Raw genomic sequence first — 26,626 nt, 5'->3', positions numbered from 1 at the left:
ATAAATCGCCTGTCCCGGCTTAGCCTGCTTGAGCTGCTGCCGGTTTGATGGACACCCGCTTAAGCTAATCCCACCTTGCGCTCGAACTCAACCGGGCTGAGATAGCCGATGGTCGAGTGCCTGCGGGTCGTGTTGTAAAATCGTTCGATGTAGTCGAACACATCGGCGCGTGCCTCATCTCTGGTTTGATAAATCTTGTTGGCCGTACGCTCGGTCTTGAGCGAGGAGAAGAAGCTCTCCATCGCCGCGTTGTCCCAGACGTTGCCGGAGCGGCTCATGCTGCAAACGATGCCGTGGTCGGCCATCAGGCGCTGGAACTGCTCGCTGGTGTACTGGCTGCCCTGGTCGGAGTGATGCAACAGCGCATCCGGCTTGCCGCGCCGCCAGACGGCCATCAACAATGCGTCCGTCACGAGCTGTGCCGTCATGGAGGCACTCATCGACCAGCCCACCACGCGGCGTGAGAACAGGTCGATCACCGCTGCGACATAGAGCCAGCCTTCGGCCGTCCAGAGATAGGTGAAGTCGGCGATCCACTTCTGGTTCGGCCGCTCGGCGGCGAACTGCCGGTCAAGGAGGTTCGCCGGTACGGTCTCGAGCTGTCGATCGCCGCTGTCCTTCGGTAAGCGCCGACGTCGCGGCCGCGCCCGCAAGCCTTGCAGGCGCATCAGCCGCTCAATCCGGTGCAGGCCGCAATCCGCCCCGTCGGCGAGCAGGTCACGCCACACCCGGCGTGCGCCATAGGTGCGGTCGCTGGCGGCGAAGCTGGCCTTGACCTTGCCGCCGAGCTCCTCGTCGCTGCGGGATCTGGCGCTGGGAGAGCGGTTCAGCCAGGCATGGAAGCCCGACCGCGACACTCCCAGCGCATCGCATAGCCATGCCACCGGCCAGATCGTCCGGTGCTTCGCGACGAAGGCGAACTTCATGTCGCTTCCTTCGCGAAGTAGGCTGCGGCCTTTTTTAGGATATCCCGCTCGGCCTTCAGCTTGGCGACCTCACGGCGCAGCCGCTCGATCTCCTGCTGCTCCGGCTTCATCTGCCCGTGGCCGGGAAAGGCTTGCGCCGGGTCGGAGCCCAACTCCTTCACCCATTTGCGGAGAACATTCTCATGAACATCCAGGTCACGGCCAGCTTGCGCCACCGACACCCCACGTTCCCGCACCAGCTTGACCGCCTCGACCTTGAACTCGCGGCTGAACTTCCGTCTTTTCATCGCCACCTCCGGCTTCATGAAACACCTAATCTCGGTGTCCATCAAACCGGCAGCAGCTCACTCGGATAGACGGCCCGCGAGGAGCGTGACCATCGCAGGTTGTCCTAGGTAAAGGGCATTCATGGCGTCCGATTGGCTTGTCAATCGGCCTGCAAATTTGACCCCTCATCGGCGTCCAATTTTGACCCCTTCGTGCGGCGGGCTTTGCTGGTAGCGCTCGTCTCGTCGGAGCTGGCCGGGATAGCGGAGGCGAGACGAGCGCGGGTGGCGTGATCGTCGTCTCGGCTCTTGAACCGCCAGCTATCGTTGCCGGTCTCGACAATGTCGCAGTGATGGGTCAATCGGTCGAGCAGCGCTGTGGTCATTTTGGCGTCGCCGAACACGCTCGGCCATTCGCCGAAGGCGAGATTGGTCGTCACGATGACGGAGGCGCGCTCATAGAGCCGGCTGACGAGGTGGAAGAGGAGCTGGCCACCGGACTGGGCGAAGGGCAAATAGCCGAGTTCATCCAGCACGATGAAGTCCATCCGGGTCAGATGCTCGGCGAGCCGTCCTTGCCGTCCGTTGCGGGTCTCGGTCTCGAGGCGATTGACGAGGTCGACTACGTTGAAGAAGCGGCCGCGGGCACCGGATCGGATGCAGCTTCTGGCGATGGCAATGGCCAGGTGGGTCTTGCCTGTGCCGGTGCCGCCAACCAGCACGACATTGCGTTGCTGGGCGATGAAGCCGCCGCTGGCGAGATCATTGACGAGAGTCTGATTGATCGGCGTGCCGTCGAACTGGAAGTCGGCGATGTCCTTGGCAAGCGGCAGCTTGGCAATGGTCAGCTGGTATTTGATCGAGCGGGCCTGCTTCTCGTTGATCTCGGCGTTAAGCAGGTCGCCGACAATGCGCTGAGGTTCGTGCTGGCGCTTGACGGCAGTTGCCATGATCTCGTCGAAGGCAGCCTTCATGCCGTAGAGCTTGAGCTCGCCCATGAGGTCGAAGATTTGGGTTCGTTCCATCAGATGGTCCTCCGGAGGTTGTCGTAGCGGGCACAATCGGCGATCGGTGCATGACGGAGCGTCAGTGCGGCCGGCGTCATGATGTTGGCCGGTGGGGCGGGTTCACGTTGACGGGCCAGGATGTTGAGCACGACATCGGCGGAATGGACGCCATGACCGAGCGCTTCGGCACAGGCCGCTTCCACCGCGGACAGACCGTCAGTCAGCACCGCGGTGAGGATGTCGACCATCTGCCGATTGCCATCGTCGGTGCTGGCAAGCTTGCGCCGGATCCGCTCGATCGCGGCCGGCAGCACCCAGTCTTTGAAGGGAGCGCCGTTGCGCAAGGCACCGGGTTTGCGAGCCAGCACCGGCACATAGTGCCAGGGATCATAGGTCGTCTCGCCGCGGCCAAAGGATCGCGGGTGCTCGGCAACGATGCGTCCATCCTGACGGATCACGATGCGGTCGGCATAAGCCTGGACTTCGACCGGCCGTCCGACTGCGCTGGCTGCGACCGAGTACTTGTTGTTGTCGAAGCGCACCAGGCAGGTCTTCGAGACCGATGCCGTCACCGCATGGAAGCCGTCGAAGCGGCCGGCATAGGGAACGAGCTTGGGACGCTCGGCTTCGAACACTTCCCAGATCGTCTGATCGACCAGCTCCGGGTGGCGATGAGCCTTGGCGTAGGCGATGCATTTGTCGAGCAGCCAGGCGTTTAACTCGTCGAGGTTTTTGAACCGCAGCCGCGGCGTGAAGAAGCGCTCCCGGACCAGCCCGACCTGGTTCTCGACCTGCCCCTTCTCCCAGCCCGACGCCGGCGTGCAGGCGACCGGATCGACCAGATAGTGGCTGCACATCTGCAGGAAGCGGCGATTGTAGAGACGCCCTTTACCGACGAAGATCGTCTCTACGGCGGTCTTCATGTTGTCGTAGATGCCGCGGGTGCAGGTGCCTTTGAACAGAGCGAACGCCCGGTCGTGGGCGTCGAACACCATCTCCTGCGTCTCCCGCGGATAGGCCCGCACGAACAGCATGCGGCTGTGACAGAGCCGGACATGGGCGGCCTTCACCATCACCGTGGTCCCGCTCAGCAAGACCACCTCGTGGCTCCAGTCGAACTGGTAGGCTTCGCCTGGGGCAAAGCTCAGCGGGACATAAGCCGCCGCGGTCGATTGCCCGCGTTCTTTGCTCCACCGCCTGGCGTAACGCCGCACGGCATCGTAACCGCCGTCGTAGCCGCGGCCGCGCAGCTCTTCGAAGATCCGGATCAACGTCAGCTGTTCACGAGCCGATTTGGCCGCGTTCGCCGCCAGCAATCCGTCAAGCTCTACTGCCCATCGTCCCAGCTTTGGCCGCGGCTGCACCTGCCGCTCGTACTCGAAGGAGGTCTCTCCCGACCTCAGCACCTTCCGGACCGTGTTCCGCGACACCTTCAGGTCACGGGCGATCTCCTTGATCGTCTTGCCCTTGATGAAGTGCTCGCGCCGGATCCGGGCAATTGTCTCCACGATCAGCATCCCCCACCACCTGCTTCGTTCCAAAGCAGGCAGCGCAACAGATCAATCTGTAGGGGGTCAATTTTGGACGCCGATCCCCCGGCTTAGGGGGTCAATATTGCAGGCCGAATGACAGATTGGCTCGCGCTTGATGGGGGGAGATCGTCGAGGGCGTCGGCCATCTCCAGCAAGTCGGCTTCCGGCCAAGCCTCCATGTCGTCGGGCAAGGTACGGCGAAACTCGCTGCGCAGCCGGACCGACGACGACAAGAGCCTCGCGCAAAACTCGCCCTTGGCGTCATCGGGAACGGTCGACTTCGCGGGCATGCGCGTCGCGTTTCCGCCGCAGCCGTGACATCGCGCGAGCGCGACAGCGGCAGACCAACCGAAGTGCGCCGAACAGAACGCACACCGGTCTTCGAGAGGCGCGCCGCTGTCGGGATCTCTACGAAGAGCACGAACCGTCCAGAGGAGGCGGTGATACCTTGATCACCGGCCGAGGCTCAGCCCGTAGGCGCCGGTGGCTGAGAGACGTTCCCGCGCCTGCAAAGGAAGAGGAGCGCTTCATGGAACGCTATTTCTTCGACATCCAAAGCGGCCGCGATCTGTTCGCAGACGAGGAAGGCTTAAACCTGCCAAGTCAAAAAGCCGCCGAAGTCGAGGCGACGCAGACGCTCGCCGGGATGGCCAGGGATTCCGCTTTTTCAGGCGAACGGCCCGATATGGCAGTGGAAGTACGCTCGGCGACCGAGCGACTTTTCTGCGTCTCGATAGTCTACCGAAATGTCAGTACGAAGCATTGAGGATCGCGATAGAGACGATCCCGGCTCCTAACAGTAAACCGTCGAGTAGGAACGCATTCTGGCCGCCTGCTTTGATAAGAAACGCGGGAAGGCGAAGATGACGCGCTATTATTTCGAATTGCCCGACGGAGGGGAGTTGGCCCCCCGCGGATATGGTCCGTGACGCCGTGTATCAATCTCCGCCCAAACACAAGCACCAAATGGCGATAGAGGTGAGAGATGAGAATGGCCCCGCGATGCAGGTCAAGTTCACCTTCGAGATAGAAAAGACGCTGCAGTAAGCGCGCAAGATCCGGGTACTGGCCAATGAAACGGCACCCGAGTGATACGGGTTTTCTTCCAGCAGTCGGGGCGCATTGGCTGGCTGGAAGCTTCGGATAAGACGTTCTATCGGTCCAATCGTTCCTTACCTACCGGGTGAGTTCGGGAAAGAGTGGCAAATTTTTACGATTCACCTGTGAGATTCCGGGAACCAGCGCCTCTGATCGTTATCAGCCCTTAGCCCGTCTTATTCGTCAGAGTGCGCCTGAGAGGCTGGCGAGCGTGGTGTAAAGCGCTGATGCGGCGTAGGATTCGGTTGCAAAGCCAACCCCATCACCTCAACCGCGAACGCCAGGCCCGCCATGACCGATGATACGATTCTGCCCTTCTCGTTTCCAGCCGTTCACGCCAAGAAAGTCACAGCTGCCTTCGATGGCGGTCGGCTGACCTCGAACGGGGGCGTGATGCTTCTGGCGATGGCCGAGCGGCGTCTCGGCTTGGCCGACAATTTGGCCCGGGTGTTCCCGGATCGGCGCGATCCGACGCGGGTCGTGCACAGCCTTGTCGATATGTTCCGCGCGCGCATGTTCGCGATCTGCTGCGGCTACGAGGACGCCGACGACCTCGATCATCTGCGGTCCGATCCCGCATTCAAGCTGGCCTGCGGACGGCTGCCGGACACGGGTCGCGATCTGTGTTCCCAACCGACGCTGTCGCGGCTGGAGAATGCTCCGCGCCTGCGCGACGTGATCCGACTGACCTACACTTTGGTCGACGCATGGATGGATAGCTACCCGCGCGAGCCGGCATCCGTCACGCTCGACATCGATGATACCTGCGATGTCGTCCACGGCCATCAGCAGCTCTCGCTGTTCAACGCTCATTATGACGAACGCTGCTTCCTGCCGATCCACGTCTACGACACGGAGAAGAGCCGGCCCGTGGCGGTCGTGTTGCGGCCCGGCAAGACGCCGGGCGGCGTCGAGGTGCGTGCCCATCTGCGCCGCCTGATACGGCATATCCGGACGCGGTGGCACAACACGCGAATTACGTTCCGTGGCGACGGGCACTATGCCCGGCCGGAGGCAATGGCGTGGTGCGAGACCAACGGCATCGACTACATCTTCGGTCTGTCCGGCACCAAGCCGCTCGCCAGAAAACTCGACGAGGCCGCCGACGACATCCGCACGCGACGCGCCATCGAGAACCTGCCGGTTCTGCGTGGCTATACCGAGACGCGCCACAAGGCCAAGTCCTGGGATCGCGAACGGCGTACCGTCGCCCGTATTGAGGCGACGATGCTCGGCCTCGACATCCGTTTCGTCGTCACCAGCCTCGATGTCGGCTCGGCCGAGTGGATCTACGACAGCCTGTATTGCGCGCGCGGCCAAGCCGAGAATCTGATCAAGCTGCATAAGACACAGCTCGCCTCCGATCGCACCAGCTGCCGTTCGGCGCTCGCCAATCAAGTCCGCCTCGTTCTCCACACCGCCGCTTATTGGCTGATGCTGACCGTGCGCGACGCGATTCCCAAAGCCCGGGAATTGGCCACAGCCGAGTTCGCGACGCTGCGTCTTCGTCTCTTGAAACTCGCTGCCCGTGTCGTCGAGACCACGAGCCGCATTCGCCTTGCGTTTGCCGCGGCATGTCCCGAAGCCGACCTGATCCGCGGCTTGCCAGGCGCGCTGCTGCCGCTCGGTCCTTGACCGGCGGGGCGTCCGCCCCCCGTTCGCCCAACCCATCCCTCAAGCGCGTTGCAAAGTACGGGTCGTCAGGCGGTGAAAAGCCGAAGGCAATCCCGCGCGCCTCGTCAGAGCAGATGTGCGGCCACATCAATCGGACTAAAAAAAGCACTCTCACGAATAGGACGGGTTAGGGATGTAGGAGCGAAAGTAGGCGTTGGCGGCTCTGCTCGCGGTCGAGCTGATTTTTACGCGTCACTTCAAACTCGGCTTGAACCTTGGTCGTGTCTTCATTCAGCTGCTTCAATTCAATCAGGAGCGCCTCAAGCTCAGCGAGCCGCCTTTCACCGTCGACAACATCGAGCTCAATCTGCCTCAGCTCGTCCATGATCGCATCTTTGTACATCGTCGTGTTGCGGCTTGCGTGCTATCCTACGAATACAGACGAGTTGCAAACCCTTCTGGTTCCAAGCAACCAACCTGCTGGGGCCTTCTACCGGCCCGTTGGTGCATGTGGGCCAATGCCGATTTACTGCCCATACATTGCGATGCCGATGACAACGAGTGGGCTCAGCCCCAACAATACGATGCAGATGCTTCCAAGGAGACTGTCACTGCCCATGACACAACCTCCACTCCGAAGTTGAAATTTGATCTGCCAAAACAAAATCGTGATCAATTAAAAAACCGGCCTCAGAGCGGTACACGCCGTTTGGCGAAGCCGAAAGTCCTCTCATCCGAGCATTAGCCACGCCACGCTGGCGATCAGGGCGACAAACGACACCGCCGCTGTGCCTCTCTGATAAATAGTGTACGTGTCCCTGAGGCGGCCTACCGCGAAGCGCCGACTGGTAGACGTCCTCAAGCACGCACATTTCGGCAATATATTAGCTCTCCAGCTTAAGAAATTGTGCGCCATGCCGACCAAGCGCCACCCGAATTAAGGGGGCGCGGCATGAATTGTGCTGATGATTAGCTGCTGGGAATTTCAATGTCCCGGTTCGGGAACAAACGGTCATCAGGTGTGTATTTTTGAGACCGGTAACCGCTCATTTTGGGAGGTATCGTTGCATTACACAGCGCTCCAACAAAACAGGTTCCTCGTTCGGAGAGGAAGCGGTGACGACTGGATGGTTTATGATCGGGAACTCAAGGGGCCAGCGCAGCCAAAGAAAAATGGCCCATTCGCCGAGAAGCTAACCAAGGACCAGGCCCAACAGCTGATGCAGATTTTGACTGGCGACCTGACCGACGCCATGAAGGCGGTATAGTCATATTGGGTACCGGTCCGCAGCAAAATCTGAAACGGACCGCGAACAGATGACAGCTGTGTTACCTACTAAGGTCTATGAACAGAGTTGGGCACAGCGAACGAGGCGCGGCAAAAAAGCGGCGCCCCGGTGGGTTAAAACTTAGCCGGCTCAAATTCGACATTGGCTACTGGGCCTTAAGCGCGAGCCTCCCCGGCAGCCGTCGCGGAACGATCGGCGAACAGCTCAAATGCCGGCGCACTTGAACGCCTATCACGCTGAGCAGGACGATGTTCGAGGCGATCGAATCGCGGTCGGTACGCGTGATGGTTCTTTTAATCTTGACGCTCCTCAGGACCGCTCTGCCCTTTTGGCACCACATCCCTATCCCTCTCGGTTGTGCGCGGGCGTGGCGTAGACTTCGGCATACCGGCCTGACCGCCGTGCTTTCCGCCCTGATCTTGGACGCCCTCCGCGTCATTTTCTTTAGGCATCACGCTCTCCTCGGTAAGGGCAATGGGTTCATCGCGTTCATCGGGTCTCAATTTTTCCGGCCCGTTCCCGTTATAGTCTCTTAAATGAGCTTGCCCGCAGTAGACCCTCCGAAGTGATGTCTCGGTACTCGACGTCGGCATAGAACTTCGGCTCAACCCAGGTTGCCTTGGGCTTCTTGACCGGCTTGGTGAGCTTCGACGTCGGAGTGATCACGGTATTAAACTGCTTGCGGATTTGGGCTGAGGTGGTCCGGCTCCAGCAAAGGCAGATCGTCAATGACAAATGCGGGGACCTGTCTGCAGCAGGTGATCTTCTCAATGGGAAGAGGCGTCTTTGGTTGCACTATGGTTGGGTTGAGCCTCAGTGCGTCCCTCCGGTACCCTTCGGTCGGTCCGGCACCTCGCCTGTAGCAATTCCTACGCGCCTGGCCGCCGGCAAAGCTGAAGGAAATGGTTCTCTTCGGCTTCGTCCAGAATCAGCTTCGGAATTCGACCCCGGGTTTCAGGGGATTCAAAGACCATTGGAGTCCGGAAACAGTTTGCGGATCTCATGACGTCGACATCGGTCCATCGAGGAATTCAATGAGCGGCGTGAGATCACTCACCGGTTCGGACATCGACCAGGTGGCCGAGCTGCAAAACAGGGTGTTCTTCCCGTCGCGACCAATGACGCCGCAGCTGCGGCAGCGGTATCGCCAGCTCGAGACGGTCTTCCTGAACAATCAGGACCGGGTTACGATCCACTGGTATACGAGCACGAAGGAAGTGTCGTCGGCTTCATCGGCGTTGCGGGACGTCGATTTACGCTTCTCGGGCAAACCTACACCGGAACGCTGCATTCCAACTTCGTCGTTCATCCCGCGCACCGCGGGCGCGGAGTGGGCGGCGCACTGTTTCGGGCTTATCTGGAGTTGCCGCGGGACTTCGCGTTCGTGGACGAAGTCGGCGAGCGCAACCGGCCGTTGCATGAACGCCTGGGGATGACGGTCAGCATGGCGCAGAGCGTTCGTTGGATATTGCCGCTGCGACCGGTGCGTCGCCTTGCTTCACTTGTCACAGACCGGATGCCAAAGGTTCTGCGCCCGGTGTGTCTGCTGCCTGCCGACGCCATGGATGCCATGCTTCGCCACGTCCCGCGAAGTCCATACAGGTTCGGTGTGTCGGATCTGCAGGTCACACCCATGTCCGGTGCCGGACTTGCATCACTGATTGCAGGTTTCCCGGGTGAGGATTTGCTGCGTCCGGATGCGACCGATGGTTCAATCGAGTGGCTGGTCGAGCGCGCCAGGTCGATGCAAAGATCGCGAACGGCACGCCAGCTCCCCCGCCCAAATCCCGGCACGAGGATGGAAGGACATCCTCTGGCGCGTCTACAGCAACATCGGTGAGCACCGCATTCTCGCGCTCGCGGCCGGCATAACCTACTACAGCACCTGCTCGCGATCTTTCCCGCGATTGCCGCCCTCGTCGCCATCTACGGCCTGTTTGCCGATCCCGCCAGCATCGCCAAGCACCTCGACGAAGTCGCCGGTATCATCCCGGGCGGGCCGTCGACGTCGCGCGCGAGCAATTGACACGCGTCGCCACGAAAGGCGACCGCACCCTCGGCTTCACTTTCGCGATCGGGCTCGCGATCTCGCTCTGGAGCGCGAATGCCGCGATGAAGTCGCTGTTCGATACCCTGAACATCGTCTACGGCGAGCAGGAAACACGCGGCTTCTTTAAGCTGAACGCGATGTCGCTAGGATTCACAGTCGGAGGGATTGCCTTCGTCCTTGCGGCGCTCGGCGGGGTCGTCGTGATCCCGGTGGTGTTGCAGTACGCAGGTCTGTCGAACACCGCCGACCTTCTGATCCGGATTGGTCGCTGGCCGGCTCTGTTCGTGGCGCTGGCACTCGCCCTCGCCTGCATCTACCGCTTCGGCCCAAGTCGGCAGGCGCCCCGCTGGTCCTGGATCACCGGGGGCAGCGCCGCAGCCGCCGTCCTGTGGCTTGTTGCCTCGGTCCTCTTCTCTTTCTACGCCGCCAATTTCGGGACCTTTAACGCCACCTACGGCTCCTTGGGAGCGGTCATCGGCTTCATGACTTGGCTCTGGATTTCGGCGATCACGATATTGCTTGGCGCAGAGCTCAACGCCGAGATAGAGCATCAGACTGTTCGCGACAGCACGCCCGGAAGGCCCAAGCCACTCGGCGTCAGAGCCGTCAAGATGGCAGACACCGTGGGACCAGCTCGGTCCTAAAAATTCCCGCGAACCGTCGCCGCAGTCGGTCTTCAGTGCCGTCCAGCCTCCCTCAATGCACAGGCCCCTATGGTTGCTGGGGTAGCTTAACGATCAAATTTGACGGAAGACGAAGGCCGCCTCCGTTGGGGCATCTCACGCGAGCAAGTCGAGTTCCCCGCGTGCAGGATCTTCACGTAGGTCCCGCTCTCGTGCTTCTCCAGCCAGCCATGCTCGATGGCGTATTTGAGGCCGGCGCTGTATTCGGCCGGCGATGCGCCGTCCTTGTCGATGAAGGGATAGTTGATCTTCTCGATATAGATCCGGCCATCCTGGATCGGCTCAAATGCTCGCGCATGCTCCATGATCCTGCGAGCGGCCTTCTCCGGATTGGCGTAGGGGCGATCTGCGGTGAGTTTCATCGGCGGGGAATCACGATTTCTATCCCACACTGAATGGCATCGCATGGCCGACCCTGTCATGCCAATTCGGAACGATGTGCACAGCGTCGGCCGCGCCGTAGGGCGTCAGTGCGACCAAGCGACCGCACCCCGCTAGAAACCTTCAGCAGTGCGAGCTATTATACCTTCGTCACCGGCCGAAGGTCAGCCCGTAGGCGCCGGTGGTTGAGAGACGTTCCCGCGCTCCCGCCTGCCAAGGAAGAGGAGCGCATCATGGAACGCTATTTCTTCGACATCCAAAGCGGCCGCGATCTGTTCGCAGACGAGGAAGGCTTGAGCCTGCTAAGTCAAAAAGCCGCCGAAGTCGAGGCGGCGCAGACGCTCGCCGGGATGCCAGGGATTCCGCTTCAGGCGAACGGCCCGATATCGCAGTGGAAGTACGCTCGGCGACTGATCGGCTTTTCTGCGTCTCGATAGTCTACCGAAACGTCAGCACGAAGCATTGAGGAAGTAACGTCGCGGCAATGAGGCATCACCAGAATCGGTAGGCGTGCCGGCAAAAGATGAGGCACCGGCTAGCGTTCTATTCTCATGAGTTCGTTGATCATTCGACCCAGCGCTTCAATGGTGAAAGGTTTCTGGATAGCAGGAACGTCGGCAAAATCGGGCGGGATGCCGCTCGCGCCGTAACCGGTTGAGAAGATGAAGGGGAGCTTGCGTGCCTTGATGACCTCGGCGACCGGTAAACTTGATCTGCTCGCGAGGTTTATGTCTAGGACAGCAAGGTCGAACTCACTACTGCTTGCGGCTGCGACGGTATGACCGAGTTCCTCTAGCATTTCCACGACCAGCATCCTGATCATCGCCTCGTCTTCGACGACGAAGACAGAATAGGTTGGTCTTGTCACTGGAATGCCTGGTTTGTGTCGGGAAAGATTCAGCCTTGTGAGCGGCCCCAGCAACCCTTGGAGGCCCAGGGGGCGATTGCTGGGGCCACATGGCCAGTCCCGCGTCAGTCGAGATTGGTCGGCCGTAACCGTGATTTGAATCAGGAACAAGCCGAAAGCGACCCCATTCCGCAAATGCGCGAGAAAAAGTTGCAATTTTGCATCATCCGATTCACATGCGTTATTTCCGGAACCTCAGGCCGCTTAGATGATCCGGGTACTGGGCAGGTAATTTTCATTTCCTATTGTTTCAGCCCAAGCAAGGTCCGCTGACCTCGAAAACCAGCGGTTCCCGGTGACCAGCTTAGGCCCCAGCCCCCTCGCTGGGGCCGCTTCTTTTTCGGTCGGTGCTTATTGATCGCCGTCCGTCGGAGGGTCTAGCCATGACGCAACCTGCAAAGCCTCGAATGACAGGTGATGCGGTGGAGGTAGCGGCAGGAGCGGCTGTTCTATTCGCACTGCTGCTCATGGGTTTCGTGTTCAGCGTGCTGTAGCGCGGCGGGCAACTCAACCGGAGACGCCCTTGGCGAAGTTAATCACCTCTCCCCAATCCAACCGGGTATCGACCCAACCGACTCTGCCGCAGGCGGTGCACTTCAGGTGCGCCGAGATATCGCGCCAATCCCAATCGGGAAGATCGCGACGGGTAGGTCTACGCATGTTGGCCGGTGCAATAGCCGCCTCAACGCTCACCGGATCGGTCAAAGCCGCAGGCGTCCTAGCCGGCGTTGCCGATCCAATCTTCGCAATGCTTGAAGAGCACAGGAGGCTTCAGACGCTTCGCTGCGACTTATACGATGATCTGGATGGCGCCGAATATGAAGCCGGGAAGGAACACGGCCGGCGCCCTGTCCCGCTCACCAATTGGCGTAATTATTATATCGGCGAGTGCGAGATCGACGCGAACAGCTTCTGCGCAATGCAGAGATCGATCCGGCAATCATCGAACGGGAATATCTCGACGCCAAGGCCCGCGTGCGAGCAACTTGGGCCGCAGGGGAAGCGTGGGATGAGCGCGCGGGGCTGGCAGTGAAGCGCGAGGAACTGGACCGGGTAACAGAGGCCGAGGACGAATGTGCGGGACGCCTTTCCCGAATGAAAGCCGACAACCGCAGCCGGCGCTGCGGCGTTGATCCAATATGTTATCGATGACGGGATTTGCCCGGAGGTCGAGTGGCATATGGCAGCTCTCAAGACCGCCGTCGCCGCGCTCAATAGTATATAGTCGCCCGTTAAGAAGCTTCCAGGCGACTGATCTGGAATCGTAATTTGGCTGGAATGACGTTCTGAGATTGCAAGGTTTTGGTGTTTTGTGCATCGGAAGCTTGCAATTTCGTTTTCGAGATTCCCTCGACGGGCGAAGCATGATTCCCTGTCCGCATCGGAGGGCACGATGCGGCCGAAGAAGCACAAAACGACGGGAGCGAACGATTTTTTCCGGGCGCGGCTCGACCAGATCATCAATCTGAAGCACGAGCTGGTCCGGCTCACCGGCAAGATCGATTGGGACTGGATCGACGGCGAGATCGCGCCGCTCTACAGCGAGAACGGCCGGCCGGGGATTGAGACCCGCTTCGTGATCGGGCTGTTGTTGCTCAAGCACATTTACGGGCTGTCCGATGAGGGGGGATGCGAACGCTGGGTCCACGACCCGTATTTCCAGTACTTCACTGGCGAAGAGTTCTTCCAGCACGCATTCCCGCACGAGCGCTCGGACCTGAGCCATTGGCGCAAGCGGCTCGGCGACAGACTGGAACTGCTATTGGCCGAGAGCCTGCGGGTGGCGCACGACGTCGGCGCGTTACGCGGCAAGGACCTTGAGCGGGTCACGGTCGACACCACGGTGCAGCCGAAGGCCATCACCTTTCCGACCGATGCCAAGCTGCTGCATGCGGCGATCCAGGGGCTCAACCGCCTAGCGAGGAAGCACGGAGTGCGGCTGCGGCAATCCTATTCTCGGATCGCCAAGGCCACCGCGATGATGGCGGGACGCTACGCCCATGCCAAACAGTTCAAGCGGCACCAGCGGCAGTTGCGCATCCTGCGCAGCCGCCTGGGCCGGATCATCCGCGACATCCGCCGCAAGATCGAAGGCCAGGATGCGCTCGAAGAGGCGTTCGCACTCCCGTTGAGCCGGGCCACGCAGATCCGCTCGCAGCAGCAGCGCCAGCGCGGCTGGAAGCTGTATTCCTTCCATGCCCCCGAGGTGGAGTGCATCGGCAAGGGCAAGGCCAGCGCGCCTTACGAGTTCGGCGTGAAGGCTTCCATCGTCACCAACAACCGGCCTGCTCCCGGCGGCCAGTTCGTGCTGCACGCCAAGGCGCTGCCCGATAACCCTTACGACGGTCACACCCTGCGGGACGTCATCGACCGAACCGAGACACTCACCGGCTGCGCGATCCAGTGCGCCTTTGTCGACAAGGGATACCGCGGCCATGACGCACAGAACCCGCGCCGCGTCTTCATCTCCGGCCAGAAGCGCGGCGTCTTCGGCACTATCAAGCGCCAGCTGCGGCGCCGCTCCGCTATCGAGCCCGTGATCGGCCATTTGAAGGCTGACGGACACCGCGGCCGCTGCTACCTCAAAGGCCGCGCCGGCGATGCCGCCAACGTCATCCTCTCCGCCGTCGGTTACAACTTCCGCCGCATCCTCGCCTGGCTAAGGGCTCTTTGGTACCTCTTCCTGGCTGCCTTCTTCTCAGTCACCAGCCACCGCACACCACTCAAATCGGCTTCTTAACCGACGACTATATAGCCCCGAAGATTCTAGGAGCGCCCGCCGGTGCACGCCCGGCGGGTTATTCTCCGAGGTTGCTAGCGCCTGTAATATCGATACGGCGGTTCCCAAACGAATGTCGAGCCGTAGCGATACGGCAGGACGTCATAGCCAATTAAGTACGCGGTTCGATACCGCCTGTGATGAATAATGCGGGTCGCGCCACACGCGCACCGTTGGCGAGAACTGATCTCGGATGCCAGATTTTCACGCGGCTTCACCTGATCAGCGGATGCTCGATCCGGAAGGATGCAGAGCGCGCTAAAGGTGAGAATCGACAGGAGGCGAATCATAGCCAAATCCTTCCGAGGCACCGACCCATAAACTGCACAAAGATGGGCAAGTTCCAGGGCAAGGCTGATCCGAAAAAGTACGCCGCCGGTCTCAAAAATACACGCCCGGCGGCGTTTTCTTCCCGAACCGGGACACTGAAATTCCCAGTACAGCTTGGATTGCAGGGCCTATGCCACCAGCCTATGACGTCGGGATCTGACGGCACGTCGTTAAGACGAACCCGGATTTGCTGCACTGCCAATCGTTGCCGAGCGCTCCACTCGAGACGGGATGGGGAGCAGCCATCGCTAGCAATATCGTCGCGCAGGCCAACGAAGCCGCGGTTACCGCGAAACGAGCTTTGCTCATCCACACTGAATTTATCATGGCCGCTGCTCCCGTTCTGGTGCGGGAGACAGCGTGTGCGCGGTTTGTTTCGCGGTCGTTTCGAGGCGATCGGAATGGTGTTCGTTCACGTGGAGGTTACCAGCCCCAGTGTCGCTCCGCGCACTAGGGCATAGGAACGCGTGGCGATGTCGGGCGTAGTTTGTTTGCTCCCGGTCGTCAGGTCCCCCAACCCCGCCGGGAGTCAGAATGGCGACCCCGGCCCGGCGCCCCATGCCGGGGTCGTTCTCATTTCTTGCGTTTGACTGTCGGGGCGACCACTGCGTATGCAGGGATCGCTGGGAGAGAAGATCGGCGAAGGCGCCTTCGCTGATGTCCACGCCTGGGCGCCCGGTCAGGTCGCCAAGTTGTCCAAGCCAGGTATCCCGCAGTGGGTCGTCCAGCACGGACGCAAATGACCCGCGCGGTCTTCGCCGCCGGCGGCCCAGCGCCGGAGGTGCTCGGCGAAGTCACCCTGGACGGCCGCCTTGGCATCGTGCTGCCGCGGTTCGATGGGCCGACCCTGACGCAGGCTACGCGCACCGGCGCCATCACGCGTGAACAAGCGGGCGCAATCCTTGCGACGCTCTGCCTTGCCGTTCACAAGACGCGACCGCCGCCGCACGCACTCTCGCTGCGCGAGGCGATGGTAGGGATCAAACCCGCGTTTGTGGAGCTGCGCGAAGACGCCGCGCTCCTAGGAGCTTGTCTGGATAGTCGCTGTTCAAATCTGGTCGGGTCTGATTCAACATTGGGCGATGAGCAAGTATTTTCGGCCTTGGAACATCGATCAGACGCTGCTTCTGCCGCCGAATGTGCAGGACTTCGTGCCGAAAGGCCATGTCTCGCGGTTTATGGTTGATCTGGTGCGGGAGAGCCTCGATCTCAGGGAGATCATGGGCAGCTATGTGAGCGGGCTTGGGCAGCCGCCGTTTGATCCGCGGATGATGGTGGCGCTGCTGCTGCATAGCTATGCGAGTGGGCTGTATTCGTCGCGTCGGATTGCCAAGGCCTGCCGGGAGCGGAACGATTTTGTGATGATCGTGGCGCTGGATGCGCCGGATTTTCGGACGATCAGCGACTTTCGCAAGCGACATTTGAAGGCGCTCGGCGCGCTATTCGTGCAGGTTCTGAAGTTGTGCGAGACGGCCGGGCTGGTCAAGCTCGGTCATGTCGCGCTGGATGGTACGAAGATCAAGGCGAACGCGTCGAAACACAAGGCGATGAGTTATGAGCGCATGAAGAAGCGCGAGGCGGAATTGAAGGCCGAGGTCGCTCGCATGCTGGCGGCCGCCGAGGCGGCGGATGCCTCGGAGGATAAGACTTTCGGCAACAGCGACGAACTGCCGGACTGGACCGTCGACAAGCAGAAACGGCTGGCGAAGATCCAGCAAGCGATGGCGGCGCTGGAAGCGGACGCCAAACTGGCGGCGGAGGAAGAGCGCCGCATCGAGGCCGAAAAGGAACAGCAGCGCCAGGCCGAAGGCCGCAAGAAGCCGGGCAAACCGGCGGCGCTGCCATCGGAGGAACCCAATCCCAAGGCGCAACGCAACTTCACCGATCCGGAAAGCCGCATCATGAAGTCGAAGGATGGCTTCGTTCAGGCCTATAATGCCCAGGCGGCCGTCGATGCACATGCCCAGATCATTGTCGCGCAAGAACTGACCCAGCACGGCAGCGATCAGGGCCAGTTGGTGCCCCTGATCGAGGCCATCGAGAGCAATCTTGGCCGCAAGCCGCGGCAGGCCTCAGCGGATTCCGGCTACTGCAGCGAAGCCAATCTCGAAGCGCTCGACACACGCAGCATCGATGGCTATGTCGCGCCCGGACGCGCCAAGCACCCGACAGTAGCGAACGGAAAAGTCGGCGGCCCGCTGACACAGGCCATGCGAAAGAAGATCGACGATGGCGGCTTCGAAACACCCTACCGATTGCGAAAGCAAGTGGTGGAGCCGGTGTTCGGGCAGATCAAACAGGCAAGAGGCTTCCGCCAGTTCCTGTTGCGGGGCATCGAGAAAGTGCGCGCCGAGTGGACAATGATCTGCACCGTCCATAACCTCCTCAAGCTGTTCAACCTCGCAAACGCAGCCTGAGCCTGCTACTCTACAACAAATGCCCGTCACGAAAACATATCTGGACGGGCTCCTAGCCTTCCACATCGCGCAGCTGCCGCCTCCTCGCGCCGCTCGACCTGACACGATCGATGCAAACCTGGCGGTCGGCCGTGCCAAGGTCGAAGCGAGCGACACGTTCGAGCAGGGCGTTGCGCATCTCACGTCCCGGGAGTCTTTTTCGATCCTCAACGACGGCGCTATGCTGTCAGCGTTGTTGCAAAAGCGATGAACACGCGCGGGGCGCACGGAGACCGGCCCTCGAAACAGGATAGAAAGTAGTCCGCTCCTTTTTCATTGAATTCCACCGGATCGATCGGACCCTCGACCCGTCATGGAATGAAATCAATACCCCTTCGTGGTACAACGAGCAGCTTGGCAACAGCGGCCGACTGATCCGATAGAGACTCGCATTCCCGGGTGCGCCTACCGGAGAGAGGCAAGGGTTGGACCCGAAGCTTTTGTTTGATCCGCGGGGACGCCCTGCAGCGTCGCTCGCCTTTCGGCGACGGCATGATCGTGCAGTTCAAGGACCAGACCGAATGCCGCCAGGTCCTCTTGTTCGAGCGTTCCATCATCGTAGCACTTCAGGGTCTCGCCGATGATCGCATCGACTTCGCGCTGCGACGCCAGTAGGTCATGTTCGGACTCGGCATCGCGAACCTCCCGGACTACGGCCAGAATGCGGTTGCGATGGCTGGTGGTGTCGTCCCGGTCGTCGCGGTTCAGATAGCGACGCAGCCAGGCGGCTGCCGAACCGATCCCGGAAAGAAGAAGCAAGGCAAACCAGAAGTAGTCGCTGTACTTGTCCAGAAAGGTCCGCTCGGTCCCGTTGATGACCGCCGCGGCGCCCCGGTGCACGGAGGGCTCCGCCTCCTTCTCCGTCTCGGGCTTCGTGATGTGCGCGGCGCCGGCAACGCGGTGCGCGATCGTGTCGCGGACAGCGAAAAGCTGCCGGTAGAAGGCCGCCGCCTTGGCTTCGGACAATTCTTTCCTGGCCAGGATGAGATGGTTGACGCTGATGGTGTCGACCTTGTCCTCGGGCCAGGCCGGTTTCGCGTTGAAAACACTGCCCGGAATCTCCTCGGCTTCGTAGCGGGCGTGCTTCAGAGCGATGGCCTCGGATGCTTCGACCGGAAGAAACTTCGGAACTCCGCGCGATCGCGAAGTCGCGGCGATCGCGGCCGCAGTGATCCGGCTGTCGAGCGGGCCGACGGCGAGATAGGCGTCGAGCGTGGGGTCCTGCGCAAGCTTTTCGATTTCGTCGGTCCTGAATTGGACCGTCGCAACCTTGTCCGGCTCCACGCCGGAGGCAACAAGAATAGTCCGTAGCAGTTCGAGGTTGGCCCCGGTCCTTCCGATGATGGCGACCTTGCGACCCGCCAGATCGGCGATCTCCCCGATCTTGCCGCTGGCCTTCTTCTTGGAGTCTTTGCCCGGTCGCCCGGAGGGCGACCACAGGACAACGTAGTTCTTCCGCAGGACCGCCAGTGTCTGCGCGTCGGCCGGCATGCCAAGGTCGCCGCGACCTATCGCCAGGTCGGCTTTGCCGGCGCCGAGCAGAGCCAAGGATTCGGCCGCTCCTTCGGTCGTGATCGGGGAGAGCCTAACGGTCCTGCTTTCATCGCCGAAAGCCTCGGCCATCGCTTGGACCACCTGATGATCGTCGCTCCCTGCGGGGCCGACGGCGATCGAGAGGGTCTCGGGCTGCAAGACGTAGAAGAGGGCGGCCGCAGCGGCGCCGAAAACAACAAATCCCAAAGCCAACACGAGCAATAGCCTTCGTTGTCGTCGATCGTGAGCACTCCTGACTGGATCGGACGGTGACATCAGCAGAACCTACGACGACTGCTTGGGAGCTACAAGTTCGCCGCCCGGAACTTGGGCGAACCAATGTCCGACCGGAATGTTCCGACGCGCGAGAATGAGTTCACGAAGGGCCCGGATTCGACTGCAAAAGATGACTTCCTCGGGCGCCGATTGCGGAAATTTGCCATCATTTCGAAGGTTCTCGATGGTGCCTGATATGGCGGCGGGAGAAAAACATGAACAAGCTTCTACTGACGACCGCGATGGCGATGATCTCGGTGGGCGCGATGGCGCAGTCCACGGTCGTAACCGCCACCGGCACGGGTCCTGCTGCCGCCGTGCAGATCGAGCCGGAATATCGCACGAAGATCGCTCCGACGTGACCGAACACAAGGTCCGCCCCGTGCAGACCCGCGTTAAGATCGTGGTGGGCCAACCCGTGCCGCGCGAGGTCGAGCTCGAGGCCGTGCCTGCCGATTGGGGTCCGTCGCTCACCAAGTACCGCTACGTCTACTCGGGCGAACGCGTGAGGCTGGTCGATCCGTCGACGCGCACGGTCGTACAGGAGATCGACTGAATCCGTCGAGGCGGGTCGCTGAAACACCGGCCCTCGTGCCGATCCGGCCCCGCCCTATTTCCTGATCTCTTCCTTGCCAGCGGCCGTCCATGCCGATCATCCGATACTTCGTCTTCGTCGGCGGTCTGCTGCTGGCGCTGCTCTTCGCGGCTGCGAGGACGAGGTCGGGGTGACTGCGCTGCAACCTCTGTGCCTGCAGCACGCGCCTAATAGATAGCAGCTCCCGATCTTCGGACTACCATCGTGAGGCGGCTATGAACGTCGACCTCGTAGACAAGAGCGAGCCTCGCAGGCTGTCGGTAACGAGCTGAACCCTTGTGCCAGCAACCGCAATCAGACAAGAGATTGCACACGGTGGGTGCGCCTATCTGACTGAACGCGCAATTTGGTCGATCAGGCAGAACACTGCTTCCGCGCGGCTGCGGATGCGTTCTAGAGCATTTTCCGATCACGTTGCGTCGTAACCAGCCGCGACGAGATAATTTTGGCATTCCTCGGGTGAGAAGCGCTTGAGAGCGTTGGCGATTGCTTGCCAGAGATCGGGCATGGTGCGCGCTGCGGCGGCCCGCAACAGGGCTTTCAGTTTAGAGAAGGCCATTTCGATCGGGTTGAAGTCTGGACTGTAGGGCGGAAGATAGAGCAGGCTTGCTCCGACCGCCCGGATGGCCTCTCGAACGCCATGGACCTTGTGAGCGGGCAAGTTGTCCATGATAACGGTATCGCCCGGCCGCAGCGATGGGGCGAGCAATTGCTCGACGTAGGCCAGGAAAGCGTCGCCATCCATTGGACCGTCCAGAACAAGCGGCGCGATCAGACCGTCGGAGCGCAATCCAGCGGTGAATGTCGTCGTCTTCCAATGTCCGTGTGGGATAGCTGCACGACATCGCTCGCCGCGTGGCGAGCGGCCGTAAAGCCGCGCCATTTTGGTGTTGGCGCTGGTTTCGTCGATGAAGACGAGACGCTCAGGGTCAAGATCGATTTGCCCTTCGAACCACTCCTCACGCGCGGCATTTATATCGCCGCGCCGTTGCTCGGCGGCGTGCGCTGTCTTTTTTTAAGTGTGATCTTTCTGCGCTGGAAAAAACGCCAGAGCGACGCGATGCCAGTCGATATTCCACGACGTTTCAACAGTTCTCGCAACTCGGCGAGCGTGATATCCGGCTTCGCTGTCACTGCCTCCAGAATCAATTGCGAATGCGCTTCGATGCGCTGCGATTTGCGGTCACCGCCCTGGCGTTTAGGAACGATGTCGCCAACTTCCTTGAGGCGACCGCGCCAGCGGATCGCACTGGCCGCGCTGACACCAAAGCGCTCAGCAGCCTGTCGACAGGACATGCCACCGTCAATCGCGGCTATCACCCTTTGACGAAGATCAACCGAAAGCGCCCTGGCCATACATGCTGGCCTCCCTCGCCAGCATGCAGCTTGAATCTGACTCGCGCCGTTTTGGGAATCCCCACCCGATTCATTCCGGTCGGAAAATGCTCTAGATCGCTTGTGGGCCTTGTCGCGCCCGTCTTGCTTCGCGTTGCAGACGTGGTTTGAATTCCAGGCTCCATGTATCCCCTTTCGACATAATCATTTTCAAACAGCGCGTGAATGAAGTCGTTTCTATCTTCGGCGAGTTGCTTTAGCTCTCGTTCCGCTCGCGCTACGGACGCTGCGATTTGAGGATCAGTTACTCCGCCCGTTATGGCATTCGCCCAAAGTTGACCTTGGCCACCGGCCGTCGCGTTCCTTATCTTTTTTGAGGCGACAGGGTCGACGCGCTCTGCCGATGCAATCAGGACGCTTTCGATCAAGCCCATAATCTCTACTAACTCACCGAGCAATGCATGCTCGTCCTTCGTGAGGACGAGATATAGCGTGCTTTCGGTCATTTTCTGGATCACCTTTCTCGCGGCTGTTTGCCGTCAGGGCGTGTGAGACAAATTGAAGGATTTTGCGGAGGGAGGATTTCTGGTTCATCGTAGCCACCAGGAGCGAAGATGAAGCAGAAATCCGGACCGGGCAAAGCGCCGGCAGAACAGGTACTAAGGGACATTCGGCGCCAGACCCGCCGGCAGTATTCGGCGGAAGAGAAGATCCGCATCGTGCTGGAAGGACTGCGGGGCGAGGAGAACATCTCCGAGCTCTGCCGGCGTGAGGGCATTGCCGCCTCAATGTATTACGGCTGGTCGAAGGAGTTCCTCGAAGCCGGTAAGCGCCGCCTGGCGGGCGATACGGCGCGTGCGGCGACCTCCGGCGAGGTGACGGATCTCCGTCGTGAGACGGCCGCATTGAAGGAAGTCGTGGCCGACCTCACCCTTGAGAACCGCCTGCTCAAAAAGCATGAACGGGGATGGGGAGGACGAGGTATGAGATATCCTGCGTCCGAGAAGGCCGAGATCATCCAGTTGGTCGAGCAGTCGCGCACGCTGGACAAGCTCGGGATCCCACGCGCCACGTTTTATAGATGGTATGATCGCTATCGTGATGGCGGCGTCGAGGCGCTGGCTGACCACCGGTCTCGACCTGACCGGATATGGAATCGCATCCCCGACGATGTGCGGGGCCAGATCATCGACCTGGCGCTGGAGCTGCCCGAGCTGTCGCCGCGCGAGCTGGCCGTGCGGTTCACCGACGAACGGAAGTATTTTGTCTCCGAGGCATCGGTCTATCGGCTGCTGAAGGCGCATGACCTCATCACCAGCCCCGCCTATGTGGTGATCAAGGCGGCGAACGAGTTCAAGGACAAGACCACCGCCATCAACCAGCTCTGGCAGACCGACTTTACCTACCTCAAGATCACCGGCTGGGGCTGGTACTACCTGTCGACCGTGCTCGATGACTTCTCGCGTTACATCGTCGCCTGGAGGCTTGGTCCCACGATGTGTGCCTCCGACGTCACGGCCACACTCGACCAGGCACTCGCGGCCTCCGGCCTTGACCACATCACCGTCGCGCACCGGCCGAGGCTTCTCAGCGACAATGGTTCGAGTTACGTCGCGGACGATCTGGCCAGGTGGCTCGAACACAAGGGCATGCAGCACGTGCGCGGCGCTCCGTATCATCCCCAAACCCAGGGAAAGATCGAGCGCTGGCATCAGACCCTGAAGAACCGCATTCTGCTCGAGAACTATTATCTACCTCACCACCTCGAACGGCGGATCGGCGCCTTCGTCGAGCATTACAACCACGTCCGCTATCATGAGAGCATCAAAAACCTGACCCCGGCTGACGTCTACTTCGGCAGAGCCGAGACCATCCTAACCGAACGACAGCGCATCAAGCGTGAGACCATCGCAAACCGCCGCTTGCAGCACCAACTGCAGGCCGCTTAAACTCCAACAACAGATGAGCCAGAGCCTCCCTTCTCGAAAAGCCTGATTAGTCTCAAATTATCTGACGACGGACAGCCAACAGTGCCAGGGCGCTATCGCGTCATCGCGCCGGAAAAAGCCCTGCCAGTAAGACACCGAGGTGTCTGCAGTCACCGAATTTTACTCGCCTGAACGCTCTCTTTGTCGTCCACGTTCACGATCTTGCCGTCACAAACTAGAACGTCATCAGCGGAGAGCCATAGAGAGGCCGTGACCTGATCTGCTGGGTCCACCTTCCAAAGACTGCGGTCCTCAAGCTCGATGATTTTCCCGCCAGCAAGCACCTCTTCTATCCAATGATCGCCTTCGCAAGCGCCGGTCGGTAAAGCCGCGGCGGTGGCAATAGGTCGCTGGGTACGCTTTGGCTTGATCGTGTCTTTGTGAAGATGTCTCCCCGTCACGTATGCGAGCTGAGTTGGCGATCTGCTCATCGCGGAGGCGTGCGAGTTCATTCCGGTGGTTGTTCTCTGCTTTGCGCTGCCACTCGTTCGCCATATACTCGGCGCGTTCCTTGTCTTGGCTACCATGCGGATACCCGTCTGCGTTTGACAACGGCGCGCAATACCTCATGCGGCGAAGGCCGGATGAAGGACGCGGAAGCCTTGCTAAGGCGCGGCGTCCAGCTGCAAGATCCGGATGCGATGGTGTCTCTGGCCGACAGCATAAAGACCGGGTCGATGCAGGCCCGTACCCCGGGCGAAGAGCTGGTGAATGGCGGCGAAGCTCGGCCACCAGGGCGCAAAGAGCTACGTGGACGAGACGCAGGCTGGGGTCAATTTCTTCGACCAGGCAGGTAACCAGCTGCTGCGCTCCCTTGGACGCTAGGGGCCATCCAAGCCCGCACCGCGGCTTAGCGACGGTGAGCCCAACGTCGTCGGTCAACCGGGGGCCGTCAAGGGCGGCTCGCCGCTCGTATCACCCTTGACGGGCCCGGGGTGGGGCGGCACTTACGTCCAATATCGGATGTCGGGCCGTTCCAGCGTCGTACAGATTTTCGTCAAGGTGGAAGCGCATGGGGCCCACGCCCCCGGCGAGATAGCTGGCCACTGCGCCTGCGTTGCTGCCAAGCTTTGGCATGCTGCGACTTTTGCGCTTCATTGTCTTTCTTGTTCGTCTCTTCCTGCTATTGGCATACCGACTGGGCATTGCTGTCCAGATCATCGTGAGCTGGAGCCGCGGGCATACGACCCTGGCACTCGGCACGGCGCGGTTCGCCACCTGGTGGGAAATGCTGTGGGCCGGAGTCCGAAGAGGCAGTGGTCCCATTGTCGGCCGCGTAGGCCGTTCTTTTTTGCGTTTCAACAAGGACGGGATGGTGACAGTGTTCGCGCCGATGGGCGCGGGCAAGGGCGTCGGCGTCGTCATCCCCAACCTGCTGTCCTACAAGGGCTCCATCGTTTGCACGGACATCAAGGGCGAGAACAGCGCCATCACGGAACGTCGCCGGATGAAATTCGGCAAGGTCCGTGCGCTGTATACGCTGAAGCCCCGATGCTCTGACCGGTTCAACCCGCTCGACATGGTGCGCATCGGCACCTGGCACGAGCGGGACGGCGCTGAAGCGCTTGCCAAGCTGATGGTGATGCCGGATGGCAGCGAGAGCCACTGGGACAGCAAGGCGGAAGGCATGCTGGCATGCCTCATCCTCTACACCGTGCGGTTGGAGCCAACGCGCCGCACGCTGTCTCAGATCCGCAATTTCTCGACGCTGCCGCCAGAGTCGTTCAACCAGCTGCTACAGACGATCGGCGTTGATGGACCGGTAACTGCTGCCGAATTGGCCGCCAGCTTCCTCGCGATGGAATCCAGTGAGGAGTTCAAGAGCGTGCTCTCCAACGTGGAGAAAGCCACTCGCGTTTGGTCCGCTGGCGGACCAGCGGCGCACGTCACATAAGAGCCGACATTCAGCCTGCAAGAGCTGGTCGATCAGACCACCACACTCTACCTCGTGGTAGACGAGGAGAAACTGTCGGTTTATGCGGGCTTCCTGCGCGTGATGGTCGGCTGTGCCATCAACGTGCTCACGCGTGCGAAAGGCCGCAAGCGGCCAAAGCACAAGGTCCTGCTGCTGCTGGACGAGGCGGCAGCCCTTGGCAGCCTCGAACCGCTTGAACGCGGCGTCGGCTACCTGCGCGCCTACTGCACGCCGATGCGTGCCTCGCCGCTGCTCTGGCAAGAATCGCACAGAGCTACGCAGGCGCTCCAGCCTTACGGTGGATACCTTGGATGAAGACGCGTCTCACTCGGCAGCTGTTTCTCGCTCACGGATGGTCAGTCGTCCGCCAACGGGCAGGGCAAGCAGTTCGACGTTGCACCCCTTGCCGTCATCGTGCGGCCAGACCGCACCGATCTTGGTCCAGAACGCACTCTCGCCTTCGCCGTTGACGACAAACGCCTCGTGGCTAGGCCTCTTGGCTTTCGATTTGGTAGGCACTGCCTTCTCCAGGTTGGTGATGCCGCATGCGGGCAGGACCGGCCGGAGACAAAAACGTTAAGTCGCCGGTCGTTGCCGGCAAGCGGTTGGCGTAAGTGTAGGGCACTGTCGGTGTGACGAGCTGGTTGCAACTGCGATGTCAGGAGTGCCGCAACAGCGTCTCGGTTTATCTGATCAGATCCCTCGGATCTACCAAAGGTAGCGGTTTCCCCGCGCGCCTTGTAATGGCAATCTGATGTTGCGTAACCTTCGGTGGCGCTATAGCATTACACACCCGTTATGGAGATTTGTGATGCGATCCTGGCTTTTAGCTACCTGAATGCTATTGGCGTACGCGCCGCCTTCAGTCGCAGAAGGCATCTTCGTCGACCGGGCGGCAGTCATGACCCGCGACGTGTCTGAGCAAGATGTTGCCACGCCTCCGGAAGTTCCGAAGGAAATCGCTGATGCAATCAAAGCTGCACCCAAGATCAGGACTGTCATCCCCATAACGAAGTCAGAGACGTTTACCCAGCAGGTTATAAAGGCCGATGACATAGTGTGTCCGTCGTCAGATAATTTGAGACTAATCAGGCTTTTCGAGAAGGGAGGCTCTGGCTCATCTGTTGTTGGAGTTTAAGCGGCCTGCAGTTGGTGCTGCAAGCGGCGGTTTGCGATGGTCTCACGCTTGATGCGCTGTCGTTCGGTTAGGATGGTCTCGGCTCTGCCGAAGTAGACGTCAGCCGGGGTCAGGTTTTTGATGCTCTCATGATAGCGGACGTGGTTGTAATGCTCGACGAAGGCGCCGATCCGCCGTTCGAGGTGGTGAGGTAGATAATAGTTCTCGAGCAGAATGCGGTTCTTCAGGGTCTGATGCCAGCGCTCGATCTTTCCCTGGGTTTGGGGATGATACGGAGCGCCGCGCACGTGCTGCATGCCCTTGTGTTCGAGCCACCTGGCCAGATCGTCCGCGACGTAACTCGAACCATTGTCGCTGAGAAGCCTCGGCCGGTGCGCGACGGTGATGTGGTCAAGGCCGGAGGCCGCGAGTGCCTGGTCGAGTGTGGCCGTGACGTCGGAGGCACACATCGTGGGACAGAGCTGGCTCCGCAAATTCGGACAGTAGCTTGAGTGGATTTTCTGCCTGACAGCGGCGAGGATTCTTGCC

24 protein-coding genes and 4 pseudogenes are annotated in these 26,626 nt (G+C 60.6%); 16 read left to right on the top strand and 12 right to left on the bottom strand.

Features of this window, described 5'->3' with window-relative positions:
* Positions 1-59: 59 nt before the first annotated feature.
* From HAP54_RS49450 to istA, 3 genes and pseudogenes are all read right to left on the bottom strand, one after another.
* Positions 60-1,213, bottom strand: a protein-coding gene (locus tag HAP54_RS49450) for an IS3 family transposase (protein WP_166295259.1) whose coding sequence is annotated in 2 segments (ribosomal slippage) — positions 60-964 and positions 964-1,213 — 1,155 coding nt in all. Because the reading frame shifts where the segments join, the coding sequence is not laid out codon by codon here.
* Positions 1,214-1,353: 140 nt separating this feature from the next.
* Positions 1,354-2,217 carry an IS21-like element helper ATPase IstB gene (istB, locus tag HAP54_RS49445; protein WP_166294386.1) on the bottom strand — a complete coding sequence of 288 codons (864 nt, stop codon included), beginning with the start codon at positions 2,215-2,217 and terminating at the stop codon, positions 1,354-1,356.
* Between the two features lie 8 nt (positions 2,218-2,225).
* A pseudogene (gene istA, locus HAP54_RS49440) lies at positions 2,226-3,716 on the bottom strand (IS21 family transposase); the annotation flags it as partial.
* A gap of 192 nt (positions 3,717-3,908) precedes the next feature.
* On the opposite strand from istA, the gene HAP54_RS49435 reads away from it, so the two are divergent.
* The 5 genes from HAP54_RS49435 to HAP54_RS49415 all read left to right on the top strand — a co-directional run bounded on the left by HAP54_RS49435 (position 3,909) and on the right by HAP54_RS49415 (position 7,711).
* Positions 3,909-4,049 (top strand): hypothetical protein, encoded by a 141-nt coding sequence (locus HAP54_RS49435; RefSeq protein WP_166298331.1) that lies wholly within the window; start codon positions 3,909-3,911, stop codon positions 4,047-4,049.
* 211 nt (positions 4,050-4,260) lie between these two features.
* Positions 4,261-4,497, top strand: coding sequence for a DUF6894 family protein (locus HAP54_RS49430; RefSeq protein ID WP_165128203.1), 237 nt, complete (start codon positions 4,261-4,263; stop codon positions 4,495-4,497).
* 623 nt (positions 4,498-5,120) lie between these two features.
* Positions 5,121-6,464 (top strand): IS1380-like element ISBdi2 family transposase, encoded by a 1,344-nt coding sequence (locus tag HAP54_RS49425; protein WP_166204320.1) that lies wholly within the window; start codon positions 5,121-5,123, stop codon positions 6,462-6,464.
* A 193-nt stretch (positions 6,465-6,657) separates the two neighbouring features.
* Positions 6,658-7,188 (top strand): hypothetical protein, encoded by a 531-nt coding sequence (locus tag HAP54_RS49420; RefSeq protein WP_175619338.1) that lies wholly within the window; start codon positions 6,658-6,660, stop codon positions 7,186-7,188.
* A 319-nt stretch (positions 7,189-7,507) separates the two neighbouring features.
* Complete coding sequence (locus HAP54_RS49415) at positions 7,508-7,711, top strand: hypothetical protein (RefSeq protein ID WP_224741459.1); 204 nt, start codon at positions 7,508-7,510, stop codon at positions 7,709-7,711.
* A gap of 543 nt (positions 7,712-8,254) precedes the next feature.
* Here HAP54_RS49415 and HAP54_RS49410 read toward each other — a convergent pair.
* Positions 8,255-8,398, bottom strand: a complete 144-nt coding sequence (locus tag HAP54_RS49410) for a hypothetical protein (RefSeq protein WP_248114527.1) — start codon at positions 8,396-8,398, stop codon at positions 8,255-8,257.
* 355 nt (positions 8,399-8,753) lie between these two features.
* On the opposite strand from HAP54_RS49410, the gene HAP54_RS52730 reads away from it, so the two are divergent.
* Together HAP54_RS52730 and HAP54_RS49400 are read left to right on the top strand one after the other, a co-directional pair.
* On the top strand, positions 8,754-9,572 hold the full coding sequence (locus HAP54_RS52730; RefSeq protein ID WP_414646241.1) for a GNAT family N-acetyltransferase: 819 nt from the start codon (positions 8,754-8,756) through the stop codon (positions 9,570-9,572).
* Positions 9,481-10,426 (top strand): annotated as a pseudogene (locus HAP54_RS49400) (YihY/virulence factor BrkB family protein); the annotation flags it as partial. The gene HAP54_RS52730 and the pseudogene HAP54_RS49400, both read left to right, overlap by 92 nt.
* Before the next feature lie 86 nt (positions 10,427-10,512).
* Here HAP54_RS49400 and HAP54_RS49395 read toward each other — a convergent pair.
* Positions 10,513-10,827, bottom strand: a complete 315-nt coding sequence (locus HAP54_RS49395) for a hypothetical protein (protein WP_224741460.1) — start codon at positions 10,825-10,827, stop codon at positions 10,513-10,515.
* Positions 10,828-11,079: 252 nt separating this feature from the next.
* Here HAP54_RS49395 and HAP54_RS49390 point away from each other — a divergent pair, with 252 nt between their 5' ends.
* Positions 11,080-11,283, top strand: a complete 204-nt coding sequence (locus tag HAP54_RS49390; protein WP_312022760.1) for a DUF6894 family protein — start codon at positions 11,080-11,082, stop codon at positions 11,281-11,283.
* A 98-nt stretch (positions 11,284-11,381) separates the two neighbouring features.
* Here the strand turns inward: HAP54_RS49390 and HAP54_RS49385 are convergent, their stop codons facing one another.
* Complete coding sequence (locus HAP54_RS49385) at positions 11,382-11,669, bottom strand: response regulator (protein ID WP_166298328.1); 288 nt, start codon at positions 11,667-11,669, stop codon at positions 11,382-11,384.
* A gap of 972 nt (positions 11,670-12,641) precedes the next feature.
* Between HAP54_RS49385 and HAP54_RS49380 the strand changes: the two genes are divergently transcribed.
* The 4 genes from HAP54_RS49380 to HAP54_RS49365 all read left to right on the top strand — a co-directional run bounded on the left by HAP54_RS49380 (position 12,642) and on the right by HAP54_RS49365 (position 17,279).
* On the top strand, positions 12,642-12,905 hold the full coding sequence (locus HAP54_RS49380; RefSeq protein WP_166298327.1) for a hypothetical protein: 264 nt from the start codon (positions 12,642-12,644) through the stop codon (positions 12,903-12,905).
* 241 nt (positions 12,906-13,146) lie between these two features.
* Positions 13,147-14,493 (top strand): IS5 family transposase, encoded by a 1,347-nt coding sequence (locus HAP54_RS49375; protein ID WP_166294772.1) that lies wholly within the window; start codon positions 13,147-13,149, stop codon positions 14,491-14,493.
* Between the two features lie 1,108 nt (positions 14,494-15,601).
* Positions 15,602-16,048 carry a hypothetical protein gene (locus HAP54_RS49370; protein ID WP_166298326.1) on the top strand — a complete coding sequence of 149 codons (447 nt, stop codon included), beginning with the start codon at positions 15,602-15,604 and terminating at the stop codon, positions 16,046-16,048.
* Complete coding sequence (locus HAP54_RS49365; RefSeq protein ID WP_166294455.1) at positions 15,945-17,279, top strand: IS1182 family transposase; 1,335 nt, start codon at positions 15,945-15,947, stop codon at positions 17,277-17,279. The genes HAP54_RS49370 and HAP54_RS49365 overlap by 104 nt, the downstream gene beginning before the upstream one ends.
* A gap of 444 nt (positions 17,280-17,723) precedes the next feature.
* Here HAP54_RS49365 and HAP54_RS49360 read toward each other — a convergent pair whose 3' ends face one another.
* Complete coding sequence (locus HAP54_RS49360) at positions 17,724-19,127, bottom strand: TAXI family TRAP transporter solute-binding subunit (protein WP_166298325.1); 1,404 nt, start codon at positions 19,125-19,127, stop codon at positions 17,724-17,726.
* A gap of 215 nt (positions 19,128-19,342) precedes the next feature.
* Here HAP54_RS49360 and HAP54_RS49355 point away from each other — a divergent pair, with 215 nt between their 5' ends.
* A complete protein-coding gene (locus HAP54_RS49355; RefSeq protein ID WP_224741461.1) occupies positions 19,343-19,489 on the top strand; it encodes a hypothetical protein in 147 nt (48 codons plus the stop codon).
* The gene (locus HAP54_RS49350) at positions 19,486-19,683 is read left to right on the top strand and encodes a DUF1236 domain-containing protein (RefSeq protein WP_224741462.1); all 198 of its coding nucleotides are present in this window, start codon (positions 19,486-19,488) and stop codon (positions 19,681-19,683) included. The genes HAP54_RS49355 and HAP54_RS49350 overlap by 4 nt, the downstream gene beginning before the upstream one ends.
* Before the next feature lie 448 nt (positions 19,684-20,131).
* Here HAP54_RS49350 and HAP54_RS49345 read toward each other — a convergent pair.
* Positions 20,132-21,078, bottom strand: a protein-coding gene (locus tag HAP54_RS49345) for an IS630 family transposase (protein ID WP_166293531.1) whose coding sequence is annotated in 2 segments (ribosomal slippage) — positions 20,132-20,739 and positions 20,739-21,078 — 948 coding nt in all. Because the reading frame shifts where the segments join, the coding sequence is not laid out codon by codon here.
* Positions 21,039-21,563, bottom strand: a complete 525-nt coding sequence (locus tag HAP54_RS49340) for a hypothetical protein (RefSeq protein WP_166298324.1) — start codon at positions 21,561-21,563, stop codon at positions 21,039-21,041. The genes HAP54_RS49345 and HAP54_RS49340 overlap by 40 nt, the downstream gene beginning before the upstream one ends.
* Before the next feature lie 108 nt (positions 21,564-21,671).
* Here HAP54_RS49340 and HAP54_RS49335 point away from each other — a divergent pair, with 108 nt between their 5' ends.
* The gene (locus HAP54_RS49335; protein ID WP_166298323.1) at positions 21,672-23,006 is read left to right on the top strand and encodes an IS3 family transposase; all 1,335 of its coding nucleotides are present in this window, start codon (positions 21,672-21,674) and stop codon (positions 23,004-23,006) included.
* A gap of 149 nt (positions 23,007-23,155) precedes the next feature.
* On the opposite strand, the gene HAP54_RS49330 is transcribed toward HAP54_RS49335, so the two are convergent.
* A complete protein-coding gene (locus HAP54_RS49330; RefSeq protein ID WP_166298322.1) occupies positions 23,156-23,497 on the bottom strand; it encodes a hypothetical protein in 342 nt (113 codons plus the stop codon).
* A gap of 623 nt (positions 23,498-24,120) precedes the next feature.
* Between HAP54_RS49330 and HAP54_RS49325 the strand changes: the two are divergent.
* A pseudogene (locus HAP54_RS49325) lies at positions 24,121-25,275 on the top strand (type IV secretory system conjugative DNA transfer family protein).
* Between the two features lie 9 nt (positions 25,276-25,284).
* On the opposite strand, the gene HAP54_RS49320 reads toward HAP54_RS49325, so the two are convergent.
* Together HAP54_RS49320 and HAP54_RS49315 are read right to left on the bottom strand one after the other, a co-directional pair.
* Complete coding sequence (locus tag HAP54_RS49320) at positions 25,285-25,479, bottom strand: hypothetical protein (protein WP_166298320.1); 195 nt, start codon at positions 25,477-25,479, stop codon at positions 25,285-25,287.
* A 615-nt stretch (positions 25,480-26,094) separates the two neighbouring features.
* Positions 26,095-26,562: pseudogene (locus tag HAP54_RS49315) on the bottom strand (integrase core domain-containing protein); the annotation flags it as partial.
* Between the last annotated feature and the right edge of the window lie 64 nt (positions 26,563-26,626).

Origin of the sequence: Bradyrhizobium sp. 2S1 (assembly GCF_011516625.5) — a bacterium.
Taxonomy (GTDB): Bacteria; Pseudomonadota; Alphaproteobacteria; order Rhizobiales; family Xanthobacteraceae; genus Bradyrhizobium; species Bradyrhizobium septentrionale.
The sequence above is the reverse complement of the archived record's forward strand: the minus strand, read 5'-3'. Positions and strand labels throughout refer to the sequence as shown.